The 24,990-nt window shown below is 47.8% G+C and carries 27 protein-coding genes; 10 read left to right on the forward strand and 17 right to left on the reverse strand.

What is annotated here, in order from left to right; translation table 11 throughout:
- Positions 1 to 37 precede the first annotated feature (37 nt).
- The gene (locus tag O3661_RS02450; RefSeq protein WP_003683473.1) at positions 38 to 619 is read left to right on the forward strand and encodes a superoxide dismutase; all 582 of its coding nucleotides are present in this window, start codon (positions 38 to 40) and stop codon (positions 617 to 619) included.
- Between the two features lie 224 nt (positions 620 to 843).
- Positions 844 to 2,385 carry an OFA family MFS transporter gene (locus tag O3661_RS02455; RefSeq protein ID WP_371492180.1) on the forward strand — a complete coding sequence of 514 codons (1,542 nt, stop codon included), beginning with the start codon at positions 844 to 846 and terminating at the stop codon, positions 2,383 to 2,385.
- A gap of 58 nt (positions 2,386 to 2,443) precedes the next feature.
- Here O3661_RS02455 and O3661_RS02460 read toward each other — a convergent pair whose 3' ends face one another.
- From O3661_RS02460 to cmk, 10 genes are all read right to left on the reverse strand, one after another.
- Positions 2,444 to 3,289, reverse strand: a complete 846-nt coding sequence (locus tag O3661_RS02460) for a DUF817 domain-containing protein (RefSeq protein WP_371492181.1) — start codon at positions 3,287 to 3,289, stop codon at positions 2,444 to 2,446.
- 33 nt (positions 3,290 to 3,322) lie between these two features.
- A complete protein-coding gene (gene ispG / locus O3661_RS02465) occupies positions 3,323 to 4,588 on the reverse strand; it encodes a flavodoxin-dependent (E)-4-hydroxy-3-methylbut-2-enyl-diphosphate synthase (RefSeq protein ID WP_371492182.1) in 1,266 nt (421 codons plus the stop codon).
- 1 nt (position 4,589) lies between these two features.
- Positions 4,590 to 5,474 carry a helix-turn-helix domain-containing protein gene (locus O3661_RS02470; protein ID WP_371492183.1) on the reverse strand — a complete coding sequence of 295 codons (885 nt, stop codon included), beginning with the start codon at positions 5,472 to 5,474 and terminating at the stop codon, positions 4,590 to 4,592.
- Positions 5,475 to 6,230, reverse strand: a complete 756-nt coding sequence (gene pilW, locus O3661_RS02475; RefSeq protein ID WP_063075505.1) for a type IV pilus biogenesis/stability protein PilW — start codon at positions 6,228 to 6,230, stop codon at positions 5,475 to 5,477.
- Between the two features lie 8 nt (positions 6,231 to 6,238).
- Entirely contained in the window at positions 6,239 to 7,327 is a 1,089-nt protein-coding gene (gene rlmN, locus O3661_RS02480) for a 23S rRNA (adenine(2503)-C(2))-methyltransferase RlmN (protein ID WP_371492184.1), read from the reverse strand.
- A 162-nt stretch (positions 7,328 to 7,489) separates the two neighbouring features.
- Positions 7,490 to 7,921: a nucleoside-diphosphate kinase gene (ndk, locus tag O3661_RS02485; protein ID WP_371492185.1), complete on the reverse strand. Its 432-nt coding sequence runs from the start codon at positions 7,919 to 7,921 to the stop codon at positions 7,490 to 7,492.
- A gap of 94 nt (positions 7,922 to 8,015) precedes the next feature.
- A complete protein-coding gene (gene zapE / locus O3661_RS02490) occupies positions 8,016 to 9,152 on the reverse strand; it encodes a cell division protein ZapE (protein WP_049333700.1) in 1,137 nt (378 codons plus the stop codon).
- A 259-nt stretch (positions 9,153 to 9,411) separates the two neighbouring features.
- A complete protein-coding gene (locus O3661_RS02495) occupies positions 9,412 to 9,726 on the reverse strand; it encodes an integration host factor subunit beta (protein WP_003678992.1) in 315 nt (104 codons plus the stop codon).
- Positions 9,727 to 9,736: 10 nt separating this feature from the next.
- Complete coding sequence (rpsA, locus tag O3661_RS02500; protein ID WP_003678994.1) at positions 9,737 to 11,422, reverse strand: 30S ribosomal protein S1; 1,686 nt, start codon at positions 11,420 to 11,422, stop codon at positions 9,737 to 9,739.
- Positions 11,423 to 11,576: 154 nt separating this feature from the next.
- Complete coding sequence (gene cmk / locus O3661_RS02505) at positions 11,577 to 12,236, reverse strand: (d)CMP kinase (protein WP_371492186.1); 660 nt, start codon at positions 12,234 to 12,236, stop codon at positions 11,577 to 11,579.
- Between the two features lie 216 nt (positions 12,237 to 12,452).
- Between cmk and ruvB the strand changes: the two genes are divergently transcribed.
- From ruvB to O3661_RS02540, 7 genes are all read left to right on the forward strand, one after another.
- The gene (gene ruvB, locus O3661_RS02510; RefSeq protein ID WP_371492187.1) at positions 12,453 to 13,484 is read left to right on the forward strand and encodes a Holliday junction branch migration DNA helicase RuvB; all 1,032 of its coding nucleotides are present in this window, start codon (positions 12,453 to 12,455) and stop codon (positions 13,482 to 13,484) included.
- A gap of 122 nt (positions 13,485 to 13,606) precedes the next feature.
- Positions 13,607 to 15,514 carry an ATP-binding cassette domain-containing protein gene (locus O3661_RS02515; protein WP_137040860.1) on the forward strand — a complete coding sequence of 636 codons (1,908 nt, stop codon included), beginning with the start codon at positions 13,607 to 13,609 and terminating at the stop codon, positions 15,512 to 15,514.
- Between the two features lie 88 nt (positions 15,515 to 15,602).
- The gene (locus tag O3661_RS02520) at positions 15,603 to 16,034 is read left to right on the forward strand and encodes a type II toxin-antitoxin system RatA family toxin (protein WP_371492188.1); all 432 of its coding nucleotides are present in this window, start codon (positions 15,603 to 15,605) and stop codon (positions 16,032 to 16,034) included.
- Positions 16,027 to 16,299 (forward strand): RnfH family protein, encoded by a 273-nt coding sequence (locus O3661_RS02525; RefSeq protein ID WP_070460839.1) that lies wholly within the window; start codon positions 16,027 to 16,029, stop codon positions 16,297 to 16,299. Before O3661_RS02520 ends, O3661_RS02525 begins: the two co-directional genes overlap by 8 nt.
- A gap of 54 nt (positions 16,300 to 16,353) precedes the next feature.
- Entirely contained in the window at positions 16,354 to 16,932 is a 579-nt protein-coding gene (gene pth, locus O3661_RS02530) for an aminoacyl-tRNA hydrolase (protein WP_003683307.1), read from the forward strand.
- Positions 16,933 to 17,035: 103 nt separating this feature from the next.
- Positions 17,036 to 17,245, forward strand: a complete 210-nt coding sequence (locus O3661_RS02535; protein ID WP_371492189.1) for a dioxygenase — start codon at positions 17,036 to 17,038, stop codon at positions 17,243 to 17,245.
- Positions 17,242 to 17,610, forward strand: a complete 369-nt coding sequence (locus O3661_RS02540; RefSeq protein ID WP_371492190.1) for a VanZ family protein — start codon at positions 17,242 to 17,244, stop codon at positions 17,608 to 17,610. Before O3661_RS02535 ends, O3661_RS02540 begins: the two co-directional genes overlap by 4 nt.
- A 112-nt stretch (positions 17,611 to 17,722) precedes the next feature.
- Here O3661_RS02540 and O3661_RS02545 read toward each other — a convergent pair whose 3' ends face one another.
- The 7 genes from O3661_RS02545 to dapA all read right to left on the reverse strand — a co-directional run bounded on the left by O3661_RS02545 (position 17,723) and on the right by dapA (position 23,175).
- Entirely contained in the window at positions 17,723 to 18,307 is a 585-nt protein-coding gene (locus O3661_RS02545) for an opacity family porin (protein WP_371492191.1), read from the reverse strand.
- Positions 18,308 to 18,442: 135 nt separating this feature from the next.
- Positions 18,443 to 19,618 carry a radical SAM family heme chaperone HemW gene (gene hemW / locus O3661_RS02550; RefSeq protein ID WP_371492192.1) on the reverse strand — a complete coding sequence of 392 codons (1,176 nt, stop codon included), beginning with the start codon at positions 19,616 to 19,618 and terminating at the stop codon, positions 18,443 to 18,445.
- A gap of 96 nt (positions 19,619 to 19,714) precedes the next feature.
- Positions 19,715 to 20,077, reverse strand: coding sequence for a thioredoxin family protein (locus O3661_RS02555; RefSeq protein ID WP_314552745.1), 363 nt, complete (start codon positions 20,075 to 20,077; stop codon positions 19,715 to 19,717).
- 53 nt (positions 20,078 to 20,130) lie between these two features.
- Positions 20,131 to 20,724, reverse strand: a complete 594-nt coding sequence (gene rdgB, locus O3661_RS02560; RefSeq protein ID WP_371492193.1) for an RdgB/HAM1 family non-canonical purine NTP pyrophosphatase — start codon at positions 20,722 to 20,724, stop codon at positions 20,131 to 20,133.
- Between the two features lie 9 nt (positions 20,725 to 20,733).
- The gene (locus tag O3661_RS02565) at positions 20,734 to 20,964 is read right to left on the reverse strand and encodes an NGO_0222 family membrane protein (RefSeq protein WP_314511623.1); all 231 of its coding nucleotides are present in this window, start codon (positions 20,962 to 20,964) and stop codon (positions 20,734 to 20,736) included.
- A 123-nt stretch (positions 20,965 to 21,087) separates the two neighbouring features.
- Positions 21,088 to 22,218, reverse strand: coding sequence for an outer membrane protein assembly factor BamC (bamC, locus tag O3661_RS02570; RefSeq protein ID WP_371492194.1), 1,131 nt, complete (start codon positions 22,216 to 22,218; stop codon positions 21,088 to 21,090).
- A gap of 81 nt (positions 22,219 to 22,299) precedes the next feature.
- Positions 22,300 to 23,175: a 4-hydroxy-tetrahydrodipicolinate synthase gene (gene dapA, locus O3661_RS02575; protein WP_371492195.1), complete on the reverse strand. Its 876-nt coding sequence runs from the start codon at positions 23,173 to 23,175 to the stop codon at positions 22,300 to 22,302.
- 336 nt (positions 23,176 to 23,511) lie between these two features.
- On the opposite strand from dapA, the gene O3661_RS02580 reads away from it, so the two are divergent.
- Entirely contained in the window at positions 23,512 to 24,903 is a 1,392-nt protein-coding gene (locus tag O3661_RS02580; RefSeq protein WP_036490659.1) for a nucleobase:cation symporter-2 family protein, read from the forward strand.
- The last annotated feature ends 87 nt before the right edge of the window (positions 24,904 to 24,990 follow it).

Here is a 24,990-nt window from a genome sequence, read left to right on the forward strand (position 1 = left end):
TACCAAAATATAAATATCAATAATTAGGAGCATAAAAATGGAACACAAGCTGCCACAATTGCCTTATGAACTGGATGCGTTATCCCCCCATCTGACCAAAGAGACTTTGGAGTTCCACTACGGCAAACACCATCAAACTTACATCACCAATTTGAACAATCAAATCAAAGGCACTGAGTTTGAAGAAATGCCTTTGGAAGAAATCGTGAAAAAATCTTCCGGCGGTATGTTCAACAACGCTGCCCAAACTTGGAACCACACTTTCTACTGGCTGGGCTTTACTCCTAAAGGTCAAGGCAAACCTGCCGGTGAATTGGCTGCAGCCATCGACGCCAAATGGGGCAGCTTCGAGAAATTCCAAGAAGCGTTCAATGCTTGCGCGGCCGGTACTTTCGGCTCCGGTTGGGCATGGTTGGTGAAAACGCCTGCCGGTGAATTGGATTTGGTTTCTACTTCCAATGCAGGTACTCCGCTGACTACTGAAAACACTCCGCTGTTGACTTGCGACGTATGGGAACACGCCTACTACATCGACTACCGCAACAGCCGTCCTAACTACCTGAAAGGTTTCTGGGAAATTGTTAACTGGGATGAAGTTGCCAAACGCTTCGCCGCATAAAACGATGTGAATGAAAAGGCCGTCTGAAGAATTTTCAGACGGCCTTTTTGTCGATATGGGCGTGAAGAGATGGTTTAGATGAATGTTTTTTCTGTCTGATGCGCAAAATTATCATGGAGCAGAAAAAAAGGATAAACGGGAGATTATGCTAAAATATTGTCAACAATTTTTTGATTCCGCATGATATGGAATCAGCGTTTGATACACATAAACAAGAGGATTTTATGAAATTTCTAGACCGTGAGGCGACCATTGCCAAACCCGGCTTTAATCGTTGGCTGGTACCACCTGCCGCTTTGGCTGTGCATCTTGCCATCGGGCAGATATACGCTTATTCCGTGTTCAATGCGCCGCTGACCAAGCTTATCGGTATTACTGAGTCGGCTGCAGGAGATTGGAAGCTGACCACGGTAGGTTGGATTTTCAGTATTGCCTTGGCGATGTTGGGCGCGTCAGCGGCCATGTTCGGTACATGGATGGAACGCGTTGGGCCGCGTAAGGCGATGTTTGTTGCTGCCTGCTGCTTTAGTTTAGGCTTTTTTGTGTCGGCGATCGGCGTTCATACGCACAATCTGTTTTTGCTTTATTTGGGCAACGGTGTAATTGGCGGGGTTGGTTTGGGCTTGGGCTATATCGGGCCTGTATCGACTTTGATGAAATGGTTTCCCGATAAACCGGGTATGGCGACAGGTTTGGCGATTATGGGCTTTGGTGGCGGCGCGATGTTGGCCTCGCCTTTATCCGTGTCGCTGATGAGTTTTTTCTCCAGTGAAACTTCGGTTGGCGTAGCGCAGGCTTTTGTTGTTTTAGGATTGTTTTATCTGGTGTTGATGATGTTCGGCGCGTTTACCATCCGCATACCTGCCGATGGCTGGAAACCTAAAGGTTATGTTGCGCCGAAAAACAAAAGCAAATTGGTCAGCAGTAATCATGTCAATGTCTCACAAGCCATGAAAACGCCGCAATTCTGGCTCTTGTTTTGGGTATTGTGTCTGAACGTGACGGCAGGTATCGGCGTTTTAGGTCAGGCTTCTGTCATGATTCAGGAGCTGTTTTCTGAAACTTCTGTCGGTAAACAGGCTGCCATTGGCGCGGGTGCGGCGGCAGGTTTTGTGAGCCTGTTGAGCCTGTTTAATATGGGAGGCCGTTTTTTGTGGTCCAGCGTGTCCGACAAAATCGGGCGTAAAAATACTTATACTATTTTCTTTGTGCTCGGCTCGCTGTTATATTTTGCCATTCCGTCGATTGGCGAGAGCGGGAACAAGGCTTTGTTTGTTATTGGATTCTGCGTCATCATTTCCATGTATGGCGGCGGTTTTGCAGCGATTCCGGCGTATCTGAAGGATTTGTTCGGCACTTATCAAGTCGGTGCAATCCACGGCAGGATTTTGCTGGCATGGTCAACTGCGGCCGTTATTGGCCCGGTGTTGGTCAACTATATCCGCCAAAGTCAAATTGAAAGCGGTGTTCCGGCTGCTGAGGCTTATAGCATTACCATGTACATTATGGCAGGTTTGTTGATTGTCGGTTTGTTGTGTAATTTGAGTGTCCGTTCGGTTCACGAAAAGCATCACGAAAAAGACATTAAGGTCGCGGCACATAGCGGCAACCCCGATGATGAAACCGCTGTATCCGATGCCTATCTGATCAGCAAGAAAGTATCAGCGGGCGGTATCGGCGTATGGTGGCGCTGGGCTTTGGTCTGTATCCCTTTGGGCTATGGCGTCATTATGGTTTTTGTGAAAGCCTTAAGTTTGTTTAATTGATTGTTGAAAATTAGAGGCCGTCTGAAAGTTTCAGACGGCCTTTTAAAATATTAAGCAACTAATCTTTTGATACGCTGATGGTATGTTTGATGTGTTTTAAATTCGCAACGATGGTAAAAGTCATCATCACCAGTAATGCCCATGAACTCCATTTGCTGATATGTACCGATGCCCACGCGCCGATTTGGTTGGGATAACGCCAAACGCCGAATAGGGTTCCCAAATTTTCTGCCAGCCAAATAAAAAATCCGATCAGGACGAAAGCGAGCAGGAGCGGCATTTTGCGAGCGGTGTCATAGGGCGTGTATAAGACCGTTGTCCGGGCGTATAGGCCGAGAGCAAAAGCTGCAAGGTACCAGCGATAGTCGCCGATATAGTGATGGGTGAAAAAATTGATATAAATCGCCAGTGCGCACAAAGTGCCCAACCAATACGGCGGATGGCTTTTGATTTTGAGGTCAAACAGCCGCCATGCTTGAATGATATAGCTGCCGACTGCGGCATACATAAAGCCCGCAAACAGTGGTACGCCGCCGATTTTGGTGTATGCCTCATCCGGATAGCTCCAAGACTGGATATCGCCTGATGTCTTGAACCACTCTAAAGCAAAGCCTACCAAGTGAAACAGCGTAATCGATTTCACTTCATCCCAAGTTTCCAGCTTGAAATACAGCATGGCTGCTTGAACGGAGACGGCAAAAATCAGCAGTAGGTCGTAGCGTGAAATTCCTAACCAGCCTGTTTTCGGAACGAGGAACATGGCAATGAAAAACAAGCCTGCAAATAAGCAGGCTCGTGCTTCTTTCAAACTGAAAAACCAAAATTCAACGATAAAGCGTCGCCAACCATGCAAATCCTTGCGTTTGGGATGTTCAGTCAGCCAAGTATCCAGTTTGCCCAACATATTTTCAGACGGCCTCTTTATCTTGAGAATGTTTTAGGCAGATTGAATCGGAATAACGCGGTTTTGCTTACGTTTTGCGCCACCTTCGCAGTAGTTGGTTTTGACATAATCTTCAACGATTTGTAAAAACTCTGCAGCGATATTGTCGCCTTTGAGGGTGACTTTTCGTTCGCCGTCTACATAAACCGGCGCAACCGGAGTTTCGCCTGTACCGGGCAGGCTGATACCGATATCGGCAAGCTTGCTTTCGCCCGGGCCATTGACTACGCAACCCATTACGGCGACGTTCAATGATTCAACGCCTGGATATTCAGTGCGCCAAACAGCCATTTTTTGGCGTAAATAGTTTTGTACGTCTTGAGCCAACTCTTGGAATACGGTACTGGTGGTGCGGCCGCAACCGGGGCAGGCTGTAACCATTGGCGTAAAGGAGCGCAAGCCCATGGTTTGCAGGATTTCTTGACCGACAATGACTTCTTGTGTACGTGGGGAGCCGGGTTCGGGCGTAAGGGAAATTCGAATGGTGTCGCCGATGCCTTCTTGCAACAATACGGCCAGAGCTGCGGTGGAAGCCACAATGCCTTTGCTGCCCATGCCAGCCTCGGTCAGACCAAGATGGAGTGGATAGCGGCAACGGCTGCCCAATTCGCGGTAAACCTGAATCAAGTCTTGTACGGCGCTTACTTTGCACGACAAAATGATTTTGTCTTCGGGCAAGCCCAAAGCCACGGCTTTTTCTGCCGATTCCAGCGCAGAAACAATCAAAGCCTCTTTCATGATTTCTTCAGGCGGTTTCGGTGTGGCAGAAGCTAGGTTGGCATCCATCATGCGCTTGGCAAGGCTTTGATCAAGTGAACCCCAGTTCACACCGATGCGTACGGCTTTATTGTTTTCTGCCGCTGTACGAATCATAAAGGCAAATTTCTCATCGCCTTTTGAGCCTTTGCCGACATTGCCTGGGTTGATGCGGTATTTAGACAGGGCCTTGCCGCACTCAGGAAATTCGGCCAATAAGCGTTCGCCATTAAAATGGAAATCACCAATCAAAGGCGTGGTATAACCCATATCGTCTAAGCGGCTGCGGATTTCGGCGACTTTGGAAGCAGCTTCCGGAGTATTGACCGTGATGCGTACCATTTCCGAGCCGGCATCGCTCAACTCTTTGACCTGTCGGGCGGTTGCTTCTGCATCTGCGGTGTCGGTATTGGTCATAGATTGCACAACAACGGGCGTATCGGAGCCGATGATGAGATGGTCAATTTTGACTTGATGTGTCTGACGGCGTTTAGGTGTGGTCATTTTAGTTTTTTCCTGCAACAAAAGAGGCGGATTTTTCACCGGCAACACGGTATTTCAAAGGTTCGATAGGTGTGCCGCCGTAATTGGCTTCCGAGCCGGCTGCAATACCGATCCAAACATTGTAAGGTGCGCCGCCTCTCAGACGTTGTTCGCTTCCGGCTGGAACGATACGGCTGAATACAACTTTTCCATCTTTGTCTGTAATAATCAGATTGCTTCGGTATTGGACTTTAATCCAAAGTTCGTCTTTCTCAACTTTGACGGCAGGCTTCTCATCTTGTACGACGGCGGAAGCTGCTGAGGCTGCTTGATCATTAGCCACTTCAGGCTTATTGGTAATTTCTTTTTTGCCTTCTTCGGTCATTTCGCTAACGGCAACATTATCCGTTTTCAAAGCAGGCGTTTTCATCGTATCGGCAACATCTTTGCTGTTTTGAATATTTGCCTGTTCGTTTTCATAGCTGGATTTACTTTGCCAAAAGTAAACACCGCCTACAGCCAAAGCCAATGCGGCTATCCCCAATATCCATTTTGGGAAGCCTTGTTTCTCAGTGTCTTTGTAGCTTAAGCCGGTGTTGGCACTGCGTGTTACCGCGTATACATGGTCTTCAAGTTGCGGAGTAATGGAGAGCAAATGTTTGGCGATGGTTTGTTCGTCGATTTTCAGAAATCGTGCATATGAACGCAGATAGCCTGAAACAAAGACTAAGCCGGGAAAGCCTGAATATTCCCCTTTTTCCAAAGCATCAATTTGTTCGGCAGACAGTTTTAAACGTGAAGCAACATCTTCAATATCGATTTTGGCATCAGTTCTGTGTTTTCGTAATTCATCCCCCAGTGTTTTGGCGGCTTGTGTGTCGTAGTTGATTTTATCGTTATTTTCCATTTAGTGGCCTGTTGTAACAGTTTGTAGTTCGTCAGAATAAGGGAAGTTTGCCCTAAGTTGGGCTTCGTATTCGTATGCGGCGTGTTTATTGCCCAAGGCAGTGGCCAAGCGCCAGCCTAAAAGCAAATCGTCAGCCTGCAGGACATCAACTTTGCTTTGGTATTGGCGGAAATAATAGTCGGCATCGTTCAGATTTCCTGCCATCATTTTGGTTCGGGCAAGTTCTTTGAAAGCAGGGAAGAATTGCGGATTCGCTGCTAAAGACCTTTCTAAATAGGCTTGGGCTAAAGAGTATTGGCCTAACCTTGCGCTGCAAATGCCTTTATTCATATTGGCAATAAAGGGGCTTGGGTAGGTTGGGTCGGCCAGTGCTTTATCAAAATAAGCCAAAGATTCGGCTGGTGCATTCATTTGATTGCACAAGAACCAACCGTAGTTGTTGTTGACTTCCGCACTATCAGGTTTTAAAGACAATGCTTTAAGAAAGCTTTCCTGAGCTTTATCTTTGACCTTCAAATACTGATAAATCTCGGCTCGTACCAACCAAGCAAGGTCATTTTTTGAATTGGATTTAAGCGCCTCTTCGATACTTTCAGTAGCTTGGCGGTAGTTTTGGCCGCGCATATATTCTACAGCTAGTTGGGTTTTGATATTAGAAACCTGAATGGCACGTTCTTTAGGGCTTGGGCCGGAAGAGGAAGCGCAGGCTGAAAGAGTCAGTGCGGTAAGTAAAGCGAATCCGAACTTGATTTTCATAATTAACCTTATTGTTCGACCAAAATCTGTTGCCATTTTTGTTGGCGACGTGTTTTATCTTGTACTTGTCCGGCCAATTGTCCGCAAGCAGCGTCAATGTCATCGCCGCGGGTTTTGCGGACAGTAACGACAAAGCCGGCTTGTTGCAGAGTATCGCGGAAGACACGGATATTTTCATTGGTAGAACGTTCGTAGCCGGAATTTGGGAAAGGATTGAACGGAATCAGATTGAATTTGCAGGGTACGTCTTTAACCAACTCAATCAATTCGCGCGCATGTTGCGCTTTATCGTTGATACCGTCGAGCATAACGTATTCAAAGGTAATAAAGTCACGGGGTGCTTTGACCAAATAACGTTGACAGGCCGCCATCAATTCTTTGAGCGGGTATTTTTTGTTGAGGGGAACAATCTGATCGCGCACTTCATCGTTGGATGCGTGTAAAGACACGGCCAAAGCAACAGGCATTGCATCACGCAGTCTGTCCATTTGTGGAACCATGCCCGAAGTGGAAACAGTCACGCGGCGGCGGCTCAAGCCGTAGCCGTGATCATCCAGCATAATGCTCAAAGCGGTAACAACATTGTCAAAGTTTGCCATGGGTTCGCCCATGCCCATCATCACCACGTTGGAGATAACCCGTTCGTTTTTAGGGGTAACGCCCATGGCTTTATTGGCCCACCAAAGCTGACCGATAATTTCAGCTGCAGTCAGATTACGGTTGAAACCTTGTCGTCCGGTAGAGCAGAAGGTGCATTCCAATGCGCAACCGACTTGGGAAGAGATACATAAAGTACCGCGTTCGGCTTCGGGAATGAAAACGGTTTCTACACCGTTGCCCGTGCCGACATCCAGCAACCATTTGCGTGTACCATCAGTAGATTCTTGTGCCATCATTAATTTAGGCACTTCGATTGTGGCTTGTTCATTCAACTTGGCGCGCAATGATTTGGCCAAGTCAGTCATTTCTTCAAAGTTTTGTGCACCCGCTTGATGCATCCAACGCATTACCTGCTTGGCGCGAAAAGGTTTTTCGCCCATTTCGGCAAAGTGTTGCGTCAGTCCGTTTAAATCGTAGTTCAGTAGATTGGTTTTCATGTATTTTTATGTTTCTCAGTAAAGCTTTTAAAGCAAAGAGGCTTATTGGGCAGCTTTGCTTTAAAAGCCTTTGGGTTTTCAGACGGCCTTTAATTTGTAGGACATACAAAGCAGTTTTGCCGTCCGATATAAATCGGACGGCCGTAAAGCGGCTATAGGCTTTTACTCTTGGCGTGGGCAGATTTCGCTTTGGCTGAAGAAGTAAGCAATTTCAATTGCAGCATTTTCAATGCTGTCAGAACCATGTACGGCATTGACACTGACAGATTCTGCAAAGTCGGCACGGATTGTGCCAGGAGCTGCATCGGCTGGATTGGTTGCGCCCATCAATTCGCGATTTTTGGCAACGGCGTTTTCACCTTCCAATACTTGAATCATGACAGGATTGCGAGTCATGAATTTAACCAAGTCTTCATAAAAAGGGCGGTCTTTGTGTACGGCATAAAACTCTTTTGCTTCACGCTCAGAGAGATGTTTCATTTTCGCCGCAATAATGCGCAAGCCGTTTTCTTCAAAGCAGCTGTAAATCTTGCCGATGACGTTTTTTTCTACTGCATCGGGTTTGATGATGGAAATCGTACGTTCGATGGCCATGTTATGTCCTTGTTTTTATTAATAGGTAAGTTGCCGTAGCCAAGAGGCGAGGGAAGTGTATTCTACCAAATTTCGCCCCTTTTTGGGAAAGGCATTATTTGCTTAAAGTCAGGTGTGGTTGTTCCAAATAGACTTCGGATTGCATTTCGATCATACGGCTGGCTGTACGGGTAAATTCTTCGGCGAAATCGCCTTCAACGTAAATATCGTTTACGCCAACTGCGCTGGTGGCACACAATTTCACACGGAAATCGTATAAAACGTCAATTAACCATGTCAGACGGCGTGCTTCTGCTTTTTCTTGAGGGGTCAGGCGTTCCAATCCTGAAAGGAAAACCATCTCGTAATGTTCGGCCAAGTACAGGTAGTCAGCTTGTGAGCGTGGGCCAAAACATAATGCGCGGAAATCAAACCAGATGGCGCGTTCTGACTGGGCTTTGTGAGGAATTTCTCGTCCATGAATAATGCTGATGCCTGGGTTTAATTCAGAGATTCCGCTCATTTCCTTAAATAAAGCAGCCAGTTTTTGCTCGTTCTCTTCATTATTAGGAACAAAGAAAATTTCGGCAGGACGCAACGTACGCAAGCGGTAATCTTCGCCGCCATCCACATTTAAAACGGTTAGGTTGGACTCGATAAGGGCGATGGTTGGCAGAAAGCTGCTGCGGTTTTGGCCTTGAGGATAGAGTTCGGATGGGGCGTAGTTGGAAGTGGCTACCAAGACTACACCTTCGCTCAACAGGTTTTCCAGCAAACGGCCTAAAATCATGGCATCGGCAATATCGCTGACGTGAAACTCGTCAAAACATAATACGCGTGTTTCTTTGGCAATTTCTGTTGCAACGGCTTTTAAGGGATTGGCTTCGCTTTTCAAGACTTTAAGACGTTGATGGATTTCGGCCATGAAGGCATGGAAATGCACGCGACGCTTACGGCGATAAGGGAGGCAACCGAAAAAAGCATCCATCAAAAAGCTTTTACCGCGTCCTACGCCACCATAAAAATAGAGTCCTTTAGGTACTTGAGGGGAACGCAAGCTACGGCCGAGAAAACGGTTGCGTTTGCGTTTGAACATCATCAGCTCGGTCCATAAACGATCCAAATATTCAATGGCTCGCGCTTGGGCTTCGTCGCGGATAAAGTTGGGCTGTTCGGCTGCAGCTTGATACCAAGTCAATGGGCTGTGGTTTTCAAATGGAGGTGGTGTGAATAGTTGGTCTCTATTGCTCATGTGTAACCTTTATTATGCTTTACTGGCGATAGTTGAAACATCATCCGCAATAGTTTAGACGGTAGTTGGAATGATGTTTTCATTACAGAATAGTCGGTCTATTATAAATGATTTCAGACGGCCTGCGTTTTTTGCAAAAGCATTGTAGTAAATATAGTTGAAATAGTGTGCGATTAAGGTATGTGTGAAAAGAGCTGGCTTTGTATTTCTTGCGAAAACAAAAAAACGCCGCATTTCTGCGGCGTTTTGCTACTAAGTATTAATGAGCACTTTCTTGCAATGCCAAGTCTACACGCTCACGCAACTCTTTACCCGGTTTGAAGTGAGGAACATGCTTTTCAGGCACTTCCACGCGTTCGCCGGTTTTCGGGTTGCGCCCGATACGGGCAGGGCGGTGGTTCAAGTCGAAGCTGCCGAAGCCGCGGATTTCGATACGTTGTCCACGAGCCAGTGAGCGGGTCATGGTATCAACCAAGACTTTTACACTGTATTCGACATCTTTAGCCAGCAGTTGGTTGCCATTTTTTTCGGCAAACACTTCTGCAAGGCGAACCATCAATTCAGACTTCGTCATGTCTGCGACCTTATTCTTGGTCGCCGGACAGTTTGGCTTTCAGCAAGTCGCCCAGGCTGGTAGTACCGGCATTGGCAGTTGCAGCAGCGTTAACTGAATTCAGTGCTTCGCGGTTTTCTTTAGCGTCTTTCGCTTTAACAGACAGACGGATGCTGCGGTTTTTGCGGTCAACGGTAACGATAACGGCTTCAACTTCGTCGCCTTCTTTCAGTTTGGTAGTCAGGTCTTCAACGCGGTCAGCGGCGAATTCAGAAGCAGGCAGGTAGCCTTCAACTTCTTCAGACAGAGCGACTACGGCACCTTTGGCGTCAACAGATTTCACAGAACCTTTAACCAAAGAACCTTTGTCGTTTACGCTGATAAAGTTGCCGAACGGATCACCTTCCAGTTGTTTGATACCCAAAGAGATGCGTTCTTTTTCAACGTCGATTGCCAATACAACGGCTTCAACTTCTTCGCCTTTTTTGTATTTGCGTACAGCTTCTTCGCCAGCTTCGGTCCAAGACAGGTCAGACAAGTGAACCAGACCGTCGATACCGCCGGGCAGACCTACGAATACGCCGAAGTCAGTGATAGATTTAACTGCGCCGGAGATTTTGTCGCCTTTGTTGTGGTTGGCGGCAAACTCTTCCCAAGGGTTAGCTTGGCATTGTTTCATACCCAAAGAGATACGACGGCGGTCTTCGTCGATTTCCAGGATCATTACTTCAACTTCGTCACCCAGTTGAACAACTTTGCTTGGGTGTACGTTTTTGTTGGTCCAATCCATTTCGGAAACGTGTACCAAACCTTCGATGCCTTGTTCGATTTCAACGAACGCACCGTAGTCGGTCAGGTTGGATACTTTACCGAACAGGCGGGTACCTTGTGGGTAACGACGGGTCAGGCCGCTCCAAGGATCTTCGCCCAGTTGTTTCATACCCAGGGAAACGCGTTGTTTGTCTTGGTCAAATTTCAGGACTTTAGCTTCTACTTCTTGACCAACTTCCAAAACTTCGCTTGGGTGTTTCACACGGCGCCATGCCAAGTCGGTGATGTGCAACAGACCGTCGATGCCGCCCAAGTCAACGAATGCACCGTAATCGGTGATGTTTTTAACGATACCTTTGATAACTGAACCTTCTTGCAGGTTTTCCAACAAGGCTTTGCGTTCTTCGCCCAAAGTAGCTTCCAGAACAGCGCGGCGAGACACAACAACGTTGTTGCGTTTTTTGTCCAGTTTGATCACTTTGAATTCAATTTCTTTGCCTTCGAAGTGAGAAGTGTCTTTTACAGGACGTACGTCAACCAAAGAACCCGGCAGGAATGCGCGGATGCTGTTGATCATAACAGTCAGACCACCTTTGACTTTGCCATTGATAACGCCGGACAGGATGTCGCCGTTTTCCATAGCTTCTTCCAAAGCGATCCAGTCGGCAGCGCGTTTGGCTTTTTCGCGGGACAGTTTGGTTTCGCCGAAGCCGTTTTCAACAGATTCGATGGTAACGGTAACGAAATCGCCAACTTTAACTTCAATCTCGCCCTGAGCGTTTTTGAATTCAGCAACATCAATCAGAGATTCTGATTTCAGACCTGCGTTAACGGTAACGAAGTTTTGATCGATGCCGACTACTTCGGCAGTAATCACTTCACCTGGGTTCATCTCTTGCAGGGTAAAGCTTTCTTCCAGCAGCTGGGCAAAATTTTCCATAGTCATATATACTCTTTTCGGTACACCGCCAAGGGGTGCGGGTTAGGTTTGAAATGACCTGCCGTCCTTGGCGCGGCAGGTTGGGAAATGTTTTCAGACGGCCTTGTTATAGGATTAACAGGCCGTCTGAAATGAAAACTTCGCGATTATACTCCAAATTTTAAACTTTATGATACCAATCAAGCACTTTTTTTACAGCTTCTTCGATAGAAAGGTTATCAGTATCTAAAAGCAGAGCATCGGGCAGCTGTTTCAACGGAGCAACAGGGCGGCGGCGGTCTGCTTCGTCGCGCGCCTCAATGTCTGACAAAATGCGCTTGAATGCAACGCCTTCGCATGGGATACCGAGTTGTTTGGCACGGCGTTGGGCGCGGACATTGGCACTTGCGGTCAGGAAAATTTTTAATGCGGCATCAGGGAAAATAACCGAGCCGATATCGCGGCCGTCGGCGACCAAACCTTTTTCGGTTAAGAAATCGCGTTGGCGCTGCAAAAGGGCGGTACGCACTTTAGGCAACTGCGCGACGGCAGATGCGCCCATACCGATCGCTTCGGTACGGATTTGCTCGGATACATCTTCGCCGTTCAATAATACGACGCTGCCTTCAAATTGTGCGGGCAAGGTTTCTGCCAGTGTGCTGACGGCATCTTCATCTGTCCAGGCAACATTTTGTTTTTGTGCGTAAAGCGCGGTCAGGCGGTAAAGCGCACCGGAGTCGAGGTAAAGAAAACCCAAGGCTTCGGCTACGCGTGAGGCAACCGTCCCTTTGCCGGATGCGCTGGGGCCGTCGATGGCGATAACTTTTTGCTTGAGGCTCATGTGTTCTCCTGAATGCGATAGGTATTTGAATTAACCGTTTATTATACGTTGCTTTGGCCGTCTGAAAACGAAAATTTTTGTGTGATTTAGATTTGAGGGAAAAGCGGCTCGGCCTTATCGGGTATAATGGCCAAAATCATAATTTAACCGCTTTATCTGATTGTTCGGGCCGTCTGAAATAACGGGTCGGGAACGGTCTTAGAATTTAGAAACATTATGTTACAAACTGATAATCTTACTTCTGCACAACCTCAGCGCATTATCACTGCTCAAAATATTTCCGCTCAGGAAGAATTGCTTGAACGCGCTTTACGTCCGAAAACTTTAGACGACTATATCGGGCAGGATAAAGCAAAAGAGCAGTTGGCCATTTTTATTCAGGCGGCGAAAAAACGTGGCGAAGCGCTTGACCACACTTTGCTGTTTGGCCCTCCGGGTTTGGGCAAAACTACTTTGGCGCACATTATCGCCAAAGAGTTAGGCGTTAATTTGCGTCAAACCAGCGGTCCGGTTTTGGAACGTGCTGGCGACCTTGCGGCCTTGTTGACTAATCTCGAGCCGCATGATGTGCTGTTTATCGATGAAATCCACCGTTTAAGCCCAGTGGTTGAAGAAATCCTTTATCCTGCGCTTGAAGATTATCAGTTGGACATCATGATAGGCGAAGGTCCGGCCGCGCGTTCGGTCAAAATCGATTTGCCGCCGTTTACATTGGTGGGCGCGACGACCCGTGCCGGTATGTTGACCAATCCGTTGCGCGACCGTTTCGGTATCGTATCCCGATTAGAGTTTTATCAGAATAAAGATTTGGCAACTATTGTTGCCCGTTCTGCTCAACTATTGCAGTTGGATATGGGTGACGAGGGGGCGATGGAAGTGGCCAAGCGCAGCCGCGGTACGCCGCGTATTGCCAACCGCCTTTTGCGACGTGTGCGCGATTATGCCGATGTGAAAAACAATGGCGTCATTGATGCGGAAATTGCCGATGCGGCTTTGAGTATGCTGGATGTGGATGGGCAAGGTTTGGATGTGATGGACAGGAAATTCCTTGAGGCGATTTTGCACAAATTCAGCGGCGGTCCTGTCGGTTTGGAAAACGTGGCTACTGCGATTGGAGAATCGACCGATACCATCGAAGATGTGATTGAACCATATCTGATTCAGCAGGGCTTTTTGCAACGTACACCGCGCGGACGCGTAGCAACCGAACGAGCCTATCTGCATTTCGGTTTGAAGGTTCAAGAATAATAATGAAGGCCGTCTGAAAACCGCTTTCAGACGGCCTGATACTTTCAATTTCATATGATTTTCGGCAAATATCTGCCGATAATCGGTTAAAATGTTCCCCTTTTCTTTTTTGAAGTTTCCCCATGAATATCTTATCCGTAGAAAATGCTTCTTTTGCCGTCGGCCACGTCGCCTTGCTCGACAAAACTTCTTTTCAACTCGACAGCGGCGAGAAAATCGGTTTAATCGGCCGCAACGGTGCGGGTAAGTCTTCGTTTTTAAAAATTCTGGCCGGCGTACAAAAGCTCGACGACGGGCAGATTATTGTTCAAAACAACCTTAAAATCGTTTATGTGCCGCAGGAATCCTTTTTTGATAAGGATGCAACTGTATTTGATACCGTTGCCGAAGGTTTGGGCGAAATTCGTGATTTATTGCGCCGTTATCATCATGTCAGCCATGAGTTGGAAAATGGTTCGAGTGAGGCTTTGTTGAAAGAGCTCAACGAATTGCAACTTGAAATCGAAGCGAAGGACGGCTGGAAGCTGGATGCGGCAGTCAAGCAGACTTTGGGGGAACTCGGTTTGCCGGAAAACGAAAAAATTGGCAACCTCTCCGGCGGTCAAAAAAAGCGTGTCGCCTTGGCGCAGGCTTGGGTGCAAAAGCCCGATGTATTGCTGCTGGACGAACCGACCAACCATTTGGACATCGACGCGATTATCTGGTTGGAAAACCTGCTCAAGGCGTTTGAAGGCAGCCTGGTTGTGATTACCCACGACCGCCGTTTTTTGGATAATATCGCCACGCGCATCGTTGAACTTGACCGCGGCATTCTGCGCTCCTATCCTGGCTCGTTCTCCAAATACAGCGAGAAAAAAGCGCAAGAGTTGGCAGTCGAGGCGGAACATAACCGCCTCTTCGACAAATTCCACGCACAGGAAGAAGCATGGATACGCAAAGGCATCGAAGCGCGCCGTACCCGTAACGAAGGTCGCGTGCGCCGTTTGGAAGAGCTACGTCGCCAGCGTGCCGAACGCCGAAACGTACAAGGGCAGGTCAACTTTAAGCTCGACAGTGGCGAAAAAAGCGGCAAAATCATCGCCGAATTGGAACACGCTTCGTTTGCCTATGGCGACAAAGTTATCATGGACAAATTCTCCGCCATCTTGCAACGCGGCGACAAAATCGGCTTAATCGGTCCAAACGGTATCGGTAAAACCACCTTCCTTAAGCTGATTTTGGGCGAATTGCAGCCGACCTACGGCAGAATCCGTATCGGCAGTAAACAGGAAGTTGCCTATTTCGACCAGTTCCGCAGCGCCTTGAACGAAAACGATACTGTGTTTTACACACTCGGGCAGGGCAATGATTACGTTGAAGTCGGCGGTAAGAAAAAGCATGTGATGAGCTATTTGGAAGATTTTCTGTTCCATCCAGCCCGCGCACAAAGTCCCGTTTCATCACTCTCCGGCGGCGAACGTAACCGCCTCCTGCTGGCAAAACTCTTTACCCGTCCTGCTAATATTTTGGTCTTGGACGAACCGACCAATGACTTGGATATCGACACCCAAGAGCTGCTTGAAGACTTGCTGCGTGATTACCAAGGCACGGTATTCCTTGTCTCGCATGACCGTATGTTCTTGGATAATGTGATTACCCAAAGCATTGTTTTCGAAGGACAAGGCCGTCTGAAAGAATACATCGGCGGCTATCAGGACTATATCGACGCAAAATCGCGGGAAGATAAAATTCAGACGGCCTCTGCGCCTAAAGCGGTTGCCGAGCCTGAAAAAGTCAAACCCAAAGCCAACCGCACGGTCAAACTTTCCTATAAAGAACAGCGCGAACTCGACGCCCTGCCTGATGAAATCGCCGCTTTGGAAACCGAGCAGGCTGAAATCAATACCCAGCTTTCCGATCCTGAAATTTTCAAAGATTACGAAAAAGCAGGTGCATTGCAAAGCAGGGCTGAAGAAATTGAAATGCTGCTTTTGGAAAAGCTGGAACGCTGGGAATGGCTGGAAGCGAAACAAAATGGCGAAGCGGTTTAAATTAGGAATTTTGTCCCAAAGTAGGGTAGATATTTTTCTAAATCATGCTGTCTGAACCCCAAGTATTCAAAACAAGGTCTACAACCACATGAAAAAAGTCGAGAAAAACGTATTGGTGCTGCATAGCGCTAAGGAAATGTTTGAGCTGGTGGACAAAGTTGAGGACTATCCAAAATTTTTGCCGTGGTACAGCAAGACCGAAGTCATCGAACGTAAAGGCAATGAGCTCAAAGCGCGCCTGTTTATGGACTATATGCGTGTCAAGCAGTCGTTTGCGACGCACAACCACAATATACCGGGGCAGGAAATCCGTATGGATTTGCTCGAAGGGCCGTTTAAAACCCTGCGCGGCACTTGGAAATTTATCGACTTGGGCGATGATATGTGCAAAGTTGAATTCAGATTGGAATACGATTTCTCCAATGCCGTACTCTTTGCCATGATTTCCCCGGTGTTCGGCCATCTTGCTGGTACATTGGTGGATGCTTTTATTAAAGAGGCCGACCGCCGCTATGCTTGAGATTGAAATTGTTTACGGACTAGCCGATAGGCAAGTGTTGAAGGGTATGACCGTTGCCGAAGGTACAACCGTACGCGAAGCTGCCCTGCAAAGCGGTTTGGAGGTGGAGTTCCCAGAGTTGGATTTACAGCAAGCGCCTTTGGGTATTTTCGGCAAGGTCGTGAAAAGTGAGACTGTGTTGCGCGATGGCGATCGGATTGAGGTTTATCGTCCATTGTTGATTGATCCGAAAGAAGCGCGACGTAAACGCGCTGGGCAAGAATAAATCGAAGGCCGTCTGAAACTTTTTCAGACGGTCTGTCAAACTGAAAGAACAGTAATGAGCTTGAAAATTAAATTAATCGTCGGTTTGGGCAATCCAGGCCAAGAATACGAACAAACGCGCCATAATGTCGGCTTTTGGTTGTTGGACGAACTGGCGTGGAAATGGAAAGTCAATTTTAAAGACGAAAAGAAATTTTACGGCGAAGTAGCGCGCGCCACTACGCCAGATGGCGATGTTTGGCTGCTCAAACCCATGACCTTTATGAACCGATCCGGTCAGGCCGTTGCCGCTTTGGCTCAGTTTTACAAAATCAAGCCGGAGGAAATCTTGGTAGTTCATGACGAGCTGGATATTCCATGCGGCCGTATCAAATTCAAACTTGGCGGCGGCAACGGCGGACACAACGGCCTCAAAGACATTCAGGCTCGCTTGGGTACGCCTAATTTCTACCGCCTGCGCTTGGGTATTGATCATCCGGGCGACCGTAATCTGGTTGTCGGTTATGTGTTGAATAAACCGTCGGCGGAACACAGACAGCAAATTGATGACTCCATCGCCAAATCCCTGCAAGGATTGCCGGCCGTGTTGAATGGCGAATGGGAAGAAGCAACACGTTTTTTGCACAGTAAGTAAGCGTACCCGAATCAAACGGGTTAGTCTTGCACATCATGTTCAGACGGCCTGAAAATAGACGGCGCGGTCTGGCTAGCGATAACCAATCAAAGAAACAGTAAATATGAACGAACTGACCAGTCTGATGCAGACCGAAGCCCCAGGCATTGTTGGCGAAACATTAGACTTCTGCCTTTATGAATGCAGTATTGAAGATGCCCCGGATGCAGAAGAAGTGGCACAATGGCGTGATATTTTGAAGACGCGGGGTGGGAAATTTGTCCGCTTGGCAGATATCTGCCAAACATGGTTGGATGAAGAGGCCGACAAATGAAAGCCTTACCATTAAACAAATTCACTGCCGCTGCCTTGATTTGGTTTGCCGCCGCCATTTATGCCTTGCTTTTCAAAGAGGGCGGCAATAGCGCTCCACCATTTCCCCATTTTGATAAAGTCGGCCATTTCGGACTGTTTTTCGGACAGGCATGGCTGTGCGCAAAAATATTTATTCAAGACAATAGGACTATTCCCTATAAAGGCATTCTGCTTGCCGCTTTATTGTTTGCAGTAGGAAGTGAGCTGGCCCAGGCATTTCTGACTGCTACGCGCCAAGGTTCGATCGCTGACGGCATTGCCGATATGGCAGGTACGGCTGTGGCGCTGTGGTTTGCAGAAAAAGTAAAAGCAGCAAAAAGTTAGACATATTTAAAGAAGTTAAAAGGCCGTCTGAAATCCTGAGAAACAGGTTTCAGACGGCCTTTTGTTACTTGATATTTGAAGCAATCGTTGCTTCATGCCAAGTATTCAAATATTAGAATTTTACGCGTACACCGGCAGATACTTCGTGAGAGTGTACTTTGGCCTCTTCAAATTTGCCCCAGTAGTTGTAGCGGTAGCCAGCGTCTAAAGCAATATTAGGTGTTACTTCGTAACTTACACCGGCCATTACACCAATACCAGTTTGAGTTTTGCGATAGCTTTCTTCGGAATAATAGTTACTTACTTTACTTTTTTCACTCTCATCGATAGATACACGGTTAATTCCTAAGCGTGCTCCGACATAGGGTTTGACAGGTGAGTTGATGTCAAAATCGTAAATTGCCGACAAACCAACACTTTGGAATTTAATTTTGTCTTTGTAAGTGGTAGTTGGAGTTTCAGAATCTTCGCTAAAAGATTTATAGTGGGTATAATCAGCAGCAACACGGAAATCGCCGAAATCGTAACCGGCAGAAATGCGTGGGCTAAAGCCTTTAACCGATCCACTTGCATCATCATTTTTTACTTTTACAGTAGCATGACCAGCATCAGCTTGAACATAAAAACCTTTGGTTGCATCAGCCAATGCAAATGTAGGCAGGGAAAGAGCAATCAGTGTTACTAGAGCTTTTTTCATTGTTTTGTCCTTAATGTAGGATTAAAAGTAGTAGATAATCGCTGGGACTGTTCACTCCCAACAACTATTCTGATTGTATTTTCTTGTCGTAAATTAAGCAAATCTAAAAATGTTTCAACTGTTGTAAAAAAGCACTTATAAAAAACACTGTAACAAGTCGTTTAAGAACAAACGGCCTTGCTCGGTCGGGCGGAACACGGTCGGATCTGATTCAAGCAGGCCTTTTTGTCTGGCAGTTTCGATTTGTGTCATGATTTTTGCAGTGGGGACGCCGGTACGTTCCTGCAACATTGCGGCAGGTACGCCATCGGTCAGGCGCAGGGCGTTCATCATGAACTCGAATGGAAGGTCTTCGGCGGCAACGGTTTTGCGTTCAACTGCTTCATGTGGATTGCTTTGCATGGCGGCAAGATAGTCGTTGGGATGACGACGGCGGGCAGTTCGCTCAATACGGTCGGGATAGGAGATTTTGCCGTGCGCGCCCGCGCCTATGCCCAAGTAATCGCCGAACTGCCAGTAGTTCAAATTATGGCGGCACTGCATATTAGCTTTTGCAAAAGCCGATGTTTCGTAGTGGATAAAGTCTGCGCCTTCCAATTCGCCGTGTACGGCATCTTCGATGTCCAATGCCGCTTCATCTTGCGGCAATCCTTTTGGTGGCGTATGACCAAAAGGCGTGTTCGGCTCCATGGTCAGATGATATGCGCTGATATGAGATACGCCTGTTGCAATAGCGGTTTGCACATCGTTTAAGGCTGTCTGAACGGTTTGGTTTGGTAGGGCATACATCAAATCGATATTAACTTTTTCAAATAATTTCAAGGCAGTATCAATGGCTGTCAGGGCTTCTTTGCCGTTGTGAACGCGTCCCAATCGAGTAAGCATATCGTCATTAAAACTCTGTACGCCGATAGACAGGCGCGTAATACCTGCGTCTTTAAATCCTTGAAACTTCTCAATTTCAAATGTGCCCGGATTGGCTTCCAAAGTAATTTCCGCTTCGGGGTGCAAACGCACTAATGAACGCACGCCGCTTAACAAGCGGTCAATTAATTTCGCTTGAAATAGGCTGGGTGTGCCGCCACCGAAGAATATGGTTTCCACAGGTCTGCCCCAAATATTGGGCAATTCAAGTTGCAAGTCGGTTAATAGGGCATCGATATAGGCTTCTTCCGGCAGGCCGTTTTTCAGGCTGTGGGAATTGAAGTCGCAATACGGGCATTTTTTGATGCACCAAGGAATATGGATATAGAGTGATAAAGGAGGCAGGGCGGTTAGCTGGCCGGGACGTTGGAAGGTGATTTGGGTCATGATATGTGTTGAGGCTCGAGGCCGTCTGAAATTTTTAGGGCCTTATTTTAACTGAAATGTCGGCCGGGAAAATAATCAGTAGGAAATTTGCGCAGTCTAAGCGCTCAAAAAAGCTTCTATTTCTTCTTCTGATAATTTGGAATCGCAGACGGATTTTATTTTGCCTTGTGAGATGTTGAGTAATGCGGGAACAGTTTTGATGCCGTGTTGTTCACGAAAATCTTTCAAAGTCGCTTTGTTGCTGCTATCTGTAAAGCGGACGGTAAGCTGCTTGTTTAAGGAAACGGTAAGCAGTTTTGCAACAAAACGGCGACAGTATGAACAGCTTGGTTTGCCTAAAAATACGATAGCAGTTTCTTGATCGTCAATGAGTTGCAGAAGTTCGTCAGGTGTGGTTGGGATGAAGGCAGCGACATGTTTTGCAAAGGCTGCCAATTCTTCAGGAGAGGGTTTGGGCATGGGAATGAATGTGAGGTAGGCCGTCTGAAGGCTTCAGACGGCCTGTTACCAATTTATAAGGACTCGATTTTTCTTAACAATTCACGCAATGCTTGGGCACGGTGGCTTTCGGCATTTTTGATTTCAGGGTCAAGCTCGGCGGCGGTGCAACCATGTTCGGCCAGATAGAAATGCGGGTCGTAGCCGAAGCCGTTTGTGCCGGCTGCTTCGGCCTGCCATTGGCCGCGCCAGATGCCTTCAGCGATGATGGGTTGCGGGTCGTTTTCGTGGCGGACGAGGACGAGCACGCAGACGTAGTAACAGCTTTTGTCGTCTTTATCGGCAAGATCGGCAGACAGTTTGGCGTTGTTTGCGGCATCGGATTTGGGGTTTTCACCTGCATAACGTGCGGAGAAAATGCCGGGTGCGCCGTTTAAGGCGTTGGTGCAGATGCCGGAGTCGTCGGCAAGTGCCGGTAAGCCGCTGTATTTGGCGGCATGGTGCGCTTTAGCCAGGGCATTTTCAACAAAGGTATGGTACGGCTCGGGACATTCGGGCGTATTGAACTGCGATTGTGGTAGGACTTCGATGTTTAAGTCGGCAAAGAGGCGGGCAAATTCTTTGAGTTTGCCTGCGTTGCCACTGGCAAGGACGATTTTTTCAAACATGGTTTTTCCTCAATGGTTTTCGGTTTGCTGCATACGAGCCATTTGCGCGCGTGCTTTGTGACGGATGTAAAGGGCAAGGCTACCGATTTGGGCAAAAACGGCGGCAAAGGCAAACAGAAAGGCGGCAACGGCAAATTGTTTGCTGTGAATGCTCAGAAGATAAGCGCCCAACAGAATCAGGACGATAAACATCAGGGTAAACAGGGCGGTCAGGATCAGATAGGCTTTTTGTCGGGTCATGGCAGTTTGGGTAAGGGGGAAAAATGTTCTGATTATAACGTCAGATTGGGAGTTTGAAACCATGCCGTATTCGTTAAAAAAGGCCGTCTGAATATTTCAGACGGCCTTAAGTCGAATAACGGATTAACGCAATTCTGTGTGCAGGCGGCTCAACAATGTGGAGGCATCGCTGCCTTTGTATGGGCTGCCGTCTTTATTCAACAGATGGAGGCGTGCGCCATTGTTGATAGGTTCAACATACACGATGATTTCAGGATACGTTTTTGGCGCTTCTACTTTGCCTTTGCCAAATACGCGTTTGAACAGGCCCGGTTTTTTATTGGCAACTGCTTCGCCTTCAGTTGGCGCTTGTTGAACCAAGAAGGCGCGGCGTTCGGCATTTTGACCGATAACAGTCAGGCCGATGCGGTCAAGCGCAAGGGCGGTACGGCGCCAGTTGCGGCCGTAATCGCCTGCCAGCAACAGAGTACCGTTGTCCACACGGGCCAACTCAGAAGCATTGCTGCGGGCAGCAACGCTTTGGGTCAGAGCCTGTTCGGCTTGCTGACCGTCAACGCCCAAGTATTGCATAAAGCGGGCGAGGAATGCGGCTTCGAGGTTAGGGTCGTTTTCACCCGGCTGCCACATCGTAGTGTCTTTTTTACGGTCGGCATAAACTTCTTTCATACCTTTGTGGGCGAAGAAGATGTCGGTCGAACCGTTTTTACCTTGTTCGATGCGGATGATGAACTTGTCGCGTTCGCTGGTAGAGTAGATGCCGCCCAAGCCGACTTTATCCAACAGGCGGCGCAGGCTATCTTGAGGGATTTTGGCTCGGTTTTCTGCCCACTCGGTTTCCATTTGGCCGATGGCTGGCTCTTCAGATTTGATGTCGAAACCGTTTTCTTGCCAGAACACTTTCAGCAACGGCCAAATTTCGCGAGGCGATTTGCCATCGACAACCAACCAGCGTTGGTTGCCGTCACGCTCAAGGCGTACGCCTTTAACGGATTTCAAAACTTCTGCATTGGCAGGTTGTTGTACGGCTTGAGTGCGGCGTTTGTTGAAGTCGCTGGCGCGGACAGCGCCGCTGCCTGCCGGTAATTGATAGAGGTTGCCTTGGTCTGGGTTGTTCAAATCAGGTGGTACTTCCAGTTTGACTAAGCGGTGTGATTGACTTTGATAGTCGAGTTTGGGTTGTTCTTTTTTGCTGCCGGAACAGGCAGTCATGCTAATCAGGGCGAGGGCTACTACGATGGGTTTGATATAGGTCATCTTGTTTTCCTGTGGATGAAGTTCTTAACAGGGAGGCCGTCTGAAAAGGGTGTTTGGGATTCAGTTGGCCTTATTTCCGGATCAGATTTGTCCTGATTTTTCCAGAGCGGCTCGGACTTTGGCTTGACCGGCTTCGGTCAGTGCTACCAAAGGCAGACGAACATGGGGTTCGCATTTGCCCAATAAGCTCAGGCCCCATTTGGGTGCGGCCGGGCTGGGCTCGCAGAACATGGTGTTATAAATTGGGATAAGTTGCTCGTTTAGGCGACGGGCGGTCGCAATATCGCCCTCAAGGGCGGCTCGGCACATATCGGCAAAGAGTTTCGGTGCAACGTTGGCTGCGACGGTTACCACACCATGGCCGCCACACAGCATGAAAGGCAGGCCGGTAGGATCGTCGCCGGATAAAACGGCAAAGCCTTCAGGAACGCTGTTGATTAATTCGATATTGTTGCCGATATTACCGCTGGCTTCTTTCACGCCGATGATATTCGGAATCTCGGCTAAACGCAAAATAGTGTCGTTGCTCATGCTGACGACGGTACGGCCGGGAACATTATAAATAATCATCGGAATTGAAGTGGCTTCGGCGATGGCTTTGAAATGTTGGTAAATGCCTTCTTGCGAAGGTTTGTTGTAGTAGGGAACAACAGATAAGGTGTAGTCCGCACCGGCTTGCTCGGCGGCTTTGGAAAGGGCGATGGCTTCGACAGTATTGTTGGCGCCTGTGCCGGCGATAACGGGAACGCGCTTGTTGACGTGTTTGACAGTGGCTTCAATAACGGCCAAATGTTCTTCGACAGGCAGGGTGGCTGACTCGCCGGTGGTGCCGACTGCGACGATGCCGTCGGTGCCGTTTTCAATGTGCCAGTCGATTAAGTCATGAAGTTGTTCGTAGTTGATGCTGCCGTCTTGATTCATCGGAGTAATCAGGGCAACCAGACTGCCTTTTAACATACGGAAACCTTTAATTTTATGGTGTAGGTGAATTATGCAGTGGATTGTAGCTTACTTTGTTGTTTGTGTGAAACATATCCGCTAAGCAGCTTTGCCGTTTAATGGTGACTTGTCATTATCTTAATGAATAATACATTTTTAAATCATTGGTTTGTTTGTTTTTAGATGGAAAAATGATGTCAAGAATTAAAATGTGTTAAGGCGGTTTGAGGCCGTCTGAAAACGGCTGGGCGGAACTTTCAGACGGCCTGATGGTTTTGAATTTGCTGATACATTTCAAATTGGTTAAAATACGCATCTTAATATTTTTTAACGATTCTTGAGAGAAGGTTCAACATGGCCGGAATGACTGAAAAACAGGCGGAATCGCTTGATTTGGTTTATGGTTTGGAAGACAAGCCGCCGTTTGGGAATGCGTTGTTGAGTGCGGTTACGCACCTTCTGGCGATTTTTGTTCCGATGATTACTCCGGCACTGATTGTCGGCGGGGCGTTGGAGCTGCCGGTTGAAATGACGGCTTATTTGGTGTCGATGGCGATGGTGGCTTCCGGTGTCGGTACTTATTTGCAGGTCAACCGTTTCGGGCCAGTCGGTTCGGGTATGTTGTCGATTCAGTCGGTCAACTTCTCTTTTGTTACCGTGATGATTGCGCTCGGTACTGGTATGAAAGAGGGCGGCTTGACTGAAGATGTGATGATTTCAACGCTCTTGGGCGTGTCCTTTGTTGGCGCGTTTTTGGTGTGCTTCTCCGCTTGGCTTTTGCCTTATTTGAAAAAAGTGATTACGCCGACTGTAAGCGGCGTGGTCGTCATGCTGATTGGCCTGAGCTTGGTGCATGTCGGTATTACCGATTTCGGCGGTGGCTTCGGTGCGAAAGCAGACGGTACGTTCGGCTCGATGGAAAACTTGGGTCTGGCATCGCTGGTGTTGCTGATTGTTTTGGTTTTCAACTGCTTAAAAAATCCGTTGCTGCGCATGAGCGGCATTGCGGTGGGTTTGATTGTCGGTTATATTGTTGCGCTGTTTTTGGGCAAAGTGGATTTTTCCGCCCTGCAAAACCTGCCGCTGATTACCCTGCCTGTTCCGTTTAAATATGGTTTCGCATTTGATTGGCACGCGTTTATCGTTGCCGGTGCGATTTTTTTGTTGAGCGTATTTGAAGCAGTTGGCGATTTGACGGCGACTGCGATGGTCTCCGAGCAGCCGATTGAGGGTGAGGAATACACCAAACGTCTGCGCGGCGGCGTATTGGCAGATGGTTTGGTATCTGTGATTGCGACTGCGTTGGGCTCTTTGCCTTTGACCACTTTTGCGCAAAATAACGGCGTGATTCAAATGACCGGTGTGGCTTCGCGTCATGTGGGCAAATATATTGCGGCGATTTTGGTATTGTTGGGCTTGTTCCCCGTCATCGGCCGCGCGTTTACCACGATTCCGAGTCCGGTTTTGGGTGGCGCGATGGTGTTGATGTTCGGCCTGATTGCGATTGCCGGTGTGCGGATTTTGGTCAGCCACGGTATTCGCCGCCGTGAAGCGGTTATCGCGGCGACTTCTGTCGGTTTGGGTTTGGGCGTGGCGTTTGAGCCGGAAGTGTTCAAAAACTTGCCGGTATTGTTCCAAAATTCAATTTCCGCAGGCGGTATTATGGCGGTATTGTTGAACTTGGTTTTACCGGAAGACAAAACTGATAAAGCGGTTAAGGTGGAAACCGATAGTTTGGATCACTAAGCAAGCGTTATTCAAAGGCCGTCTGAAGTTTCAGACGGCCTTTTGGTTTTCAGCTATAATATTGTTTTTATTTGTTATCCGAGTGGT

The sequence above is a fragment of the Neisseria sp. 20925_1_37 genome, from assembly GCF_041433255.1.
In the GTDB taxonomy this organism is placed as follows: Bacteria; Pseudomonadota; Gammaproteobacteria; order Burkholderiales; family Neisseriaceae; genus Neisseria; species Neisseria flavescens_D.

What these genes read in the sequence shown, in the direction of transcription:
- O3661_RS02450 (WP_003683473.1), top strand. Translation starts at nt 38, where the DNA reads ATGGAACACAAGCTGCCACAATTGCCTTATGAACTGGATGCGTTATCC.
- O3661_RS02455 (WP_371492180.1), top strand. Translation starts at nt 844, where the DNA reads ATGAAATTTCTAGACCGTGAGGCGACCATTGCCAAACCCGGCTTTAAT.
- O3661_RS02460 (WP_371492181.1), bottom strand. Translation starts at nt 3,289, where the DNA reads ATGTTGGGCAAACTGGATACTTGGCTGACTGAACATCCCAAACGCAAG.
- ispG (WP_371492182.1), bottom strand. Translation starts at nt 4,588, where the DNA reads ATGACCACACCTAAACGCCGTCAGACACATCAAGTCAAAATTGACCAT.
- O3661_RS02470 (WP_371492183.1), bottom strand. Translation starts at nt 5,474, where the DNA reads ATGGAAAATAACGATAAAATCAACTACGACACACAAGCCGCCAAAACA.
- pilW (WP_063075505.1), bottom strand. Translation starts at nt 6,230, where the DNA reads ATGAAAATCAAGTTCGGATTCGCTTTACTTACCGCACTGACTCTTTCA.
- rlmN (WP_371492184.1), bottom strand. Translation starts at nt 7,327, where the DNA reads ATGAAAACCAATCTACTGAACTACGATTTAAACGGACTGACGCAACAC.
- ndk (WP_371492185.1), bottom strand. Translation starts at nt 7,921, where the DNA reads ATGGCCATCGAACGTACGATTTCCATCATCAAACCCGATGCAGTAGAA.
- zapE (WP_049333700.1), bottom strand. Translation starts at nt 9,152, where the DNA reads ATGAGCAATAGAGACCAACTATTCACACCACCTCCATTTGAAAACCAC.
- O3661_RS02495 (WP_003678992.1), bottom strand. Translation starts at nt 9,726, where the DNA reads ATGACGAAGTCTGAATTGATGGTTCGCCTTGCAGAAGTGTTTGCCGAA.
- rpsA (WP_003678994.1), bottom strand. Translation starts at nt 11,422, where the DNA reads ATGACTATGGAAAATTTTGCCCAGCTGCTGGAAGAAAGCTTTACCCTG.
- cmk (WP_371492186.1), bottom strand. Translation starts at nt 12,236, where the DNA reads ATGAGCCTCAAGCAAAAAGTTATCGCCATCGACGGCCCCAGCGCATCC.
- ruvB (WP_371492187.1), top strand. Translation starts at nt 12,453, where the DNA reads ATGTTACAAACTGATAATCTTACTTCTGCACAACCTCAGCGCATTATC.
- O3661_RS02515 (WP_137040860.1), top strand. Translation starts at nt 13,607, where the DNA reads ATGAATATCTTATCCGTAGAAAATGCTTCTTTTGCCGTCGGCCACGTC.
- O3661_RS02520 (WP_371492188.1), top strand. Translation starts at nt 15,603, where the DNA reads ATGAAAAAAGTCGAGAAAAACGTATTGGTGCTGCATAGCGCTAAGGAA.
- O3661_RS02525 (WP_070460839.1), top strand. Translation starts at nt 16,027, where the DNA reads ATGCTTGAGATTGAAATTGTTTACGGACTAGCCGATAGGCAAGTGTTG.
- pth (WP_003683307.1), top strand. Translation starts at nt 16,354, where the DNA reads ATGAGCTTGAAAATTAAATTAATCGTCGGTTTGGGCAATCCAGGCCAA.
- O3661_RS02535 (WP_371492189.1), top strand. Translation starts at nt 17,036, where the DNA reads ATGAACGAACTGACCAGTCTGATGCAGACCGAAGCCCCAGGCATTGTT.
- O3661_RS02540 (WP_371492190.1), top strand. Translation starts at nt 17,242, where the DNA reads ATGAAAGCCTTACCATTAAACAAATTCACTGCCGCTGCCTTGATTTGG.
- O3661_RS02545 (WP_371492191.1), bottom strand. Translation starts at nt 18,307, where the DNA reads ATGAAAAAAGCTCTAGTAACACTGATTGCTCTTTCCCTGCCTACATTT.
- hemW (WP_371492192.1), bottom strand. Translation starts at nt 19,618, where the DNA reads ATGACCCAAATCACCTTCCAACGTCCCGGCCAGCTAACCGCCCTGCCT.
- O3661_RS02555 (WP_314552745.1), bottom strand. Translation starts at nt 20,077, where the DNA reads ATGCCCAAACCCTCTCCTGAAGAATTGGCAGCCTTTGCAAAACATGTC.
- rdgB (WP_371492193.1), bottom strand. Translation starts at nt 20,724, where the DNA reads ATGTTTGAAAAAATCGTCCTTGCCAGTGGCAACGCAGGCAAACTCAAA.
- O3661_RS02565 (WP_314511623.1), bottom strand. Translation starts at nt 20,964, where the DNA reads ATGACCCGACAAAAAGCCTATCTGATCCTGACCGCCCTGTTTACCCTG.
- bamC (WP_371492194.1), bottom strand. Translation starts at nt 22,218, where the DNA reads ATGACCTATATCAAACCCATCGTAGTAGCCCTCGCCCTGATTAGCATG.
- dapA (WP_371492195.1), bottom strand. Translation starts at nt 23,175, where the DNA reads ATGTTAAAAGGCAGTCTGGTTGCCCTGATTACTCCGATGAATCAAGAC.
- O3661_RS02580 (WP_036490659.1), top strand. Translation starts at nt 23,512, where the DNA reads ATGGCCGGAATGACTGAAAAACAGGCGGAATCGCTTGATTTGGTTTAT.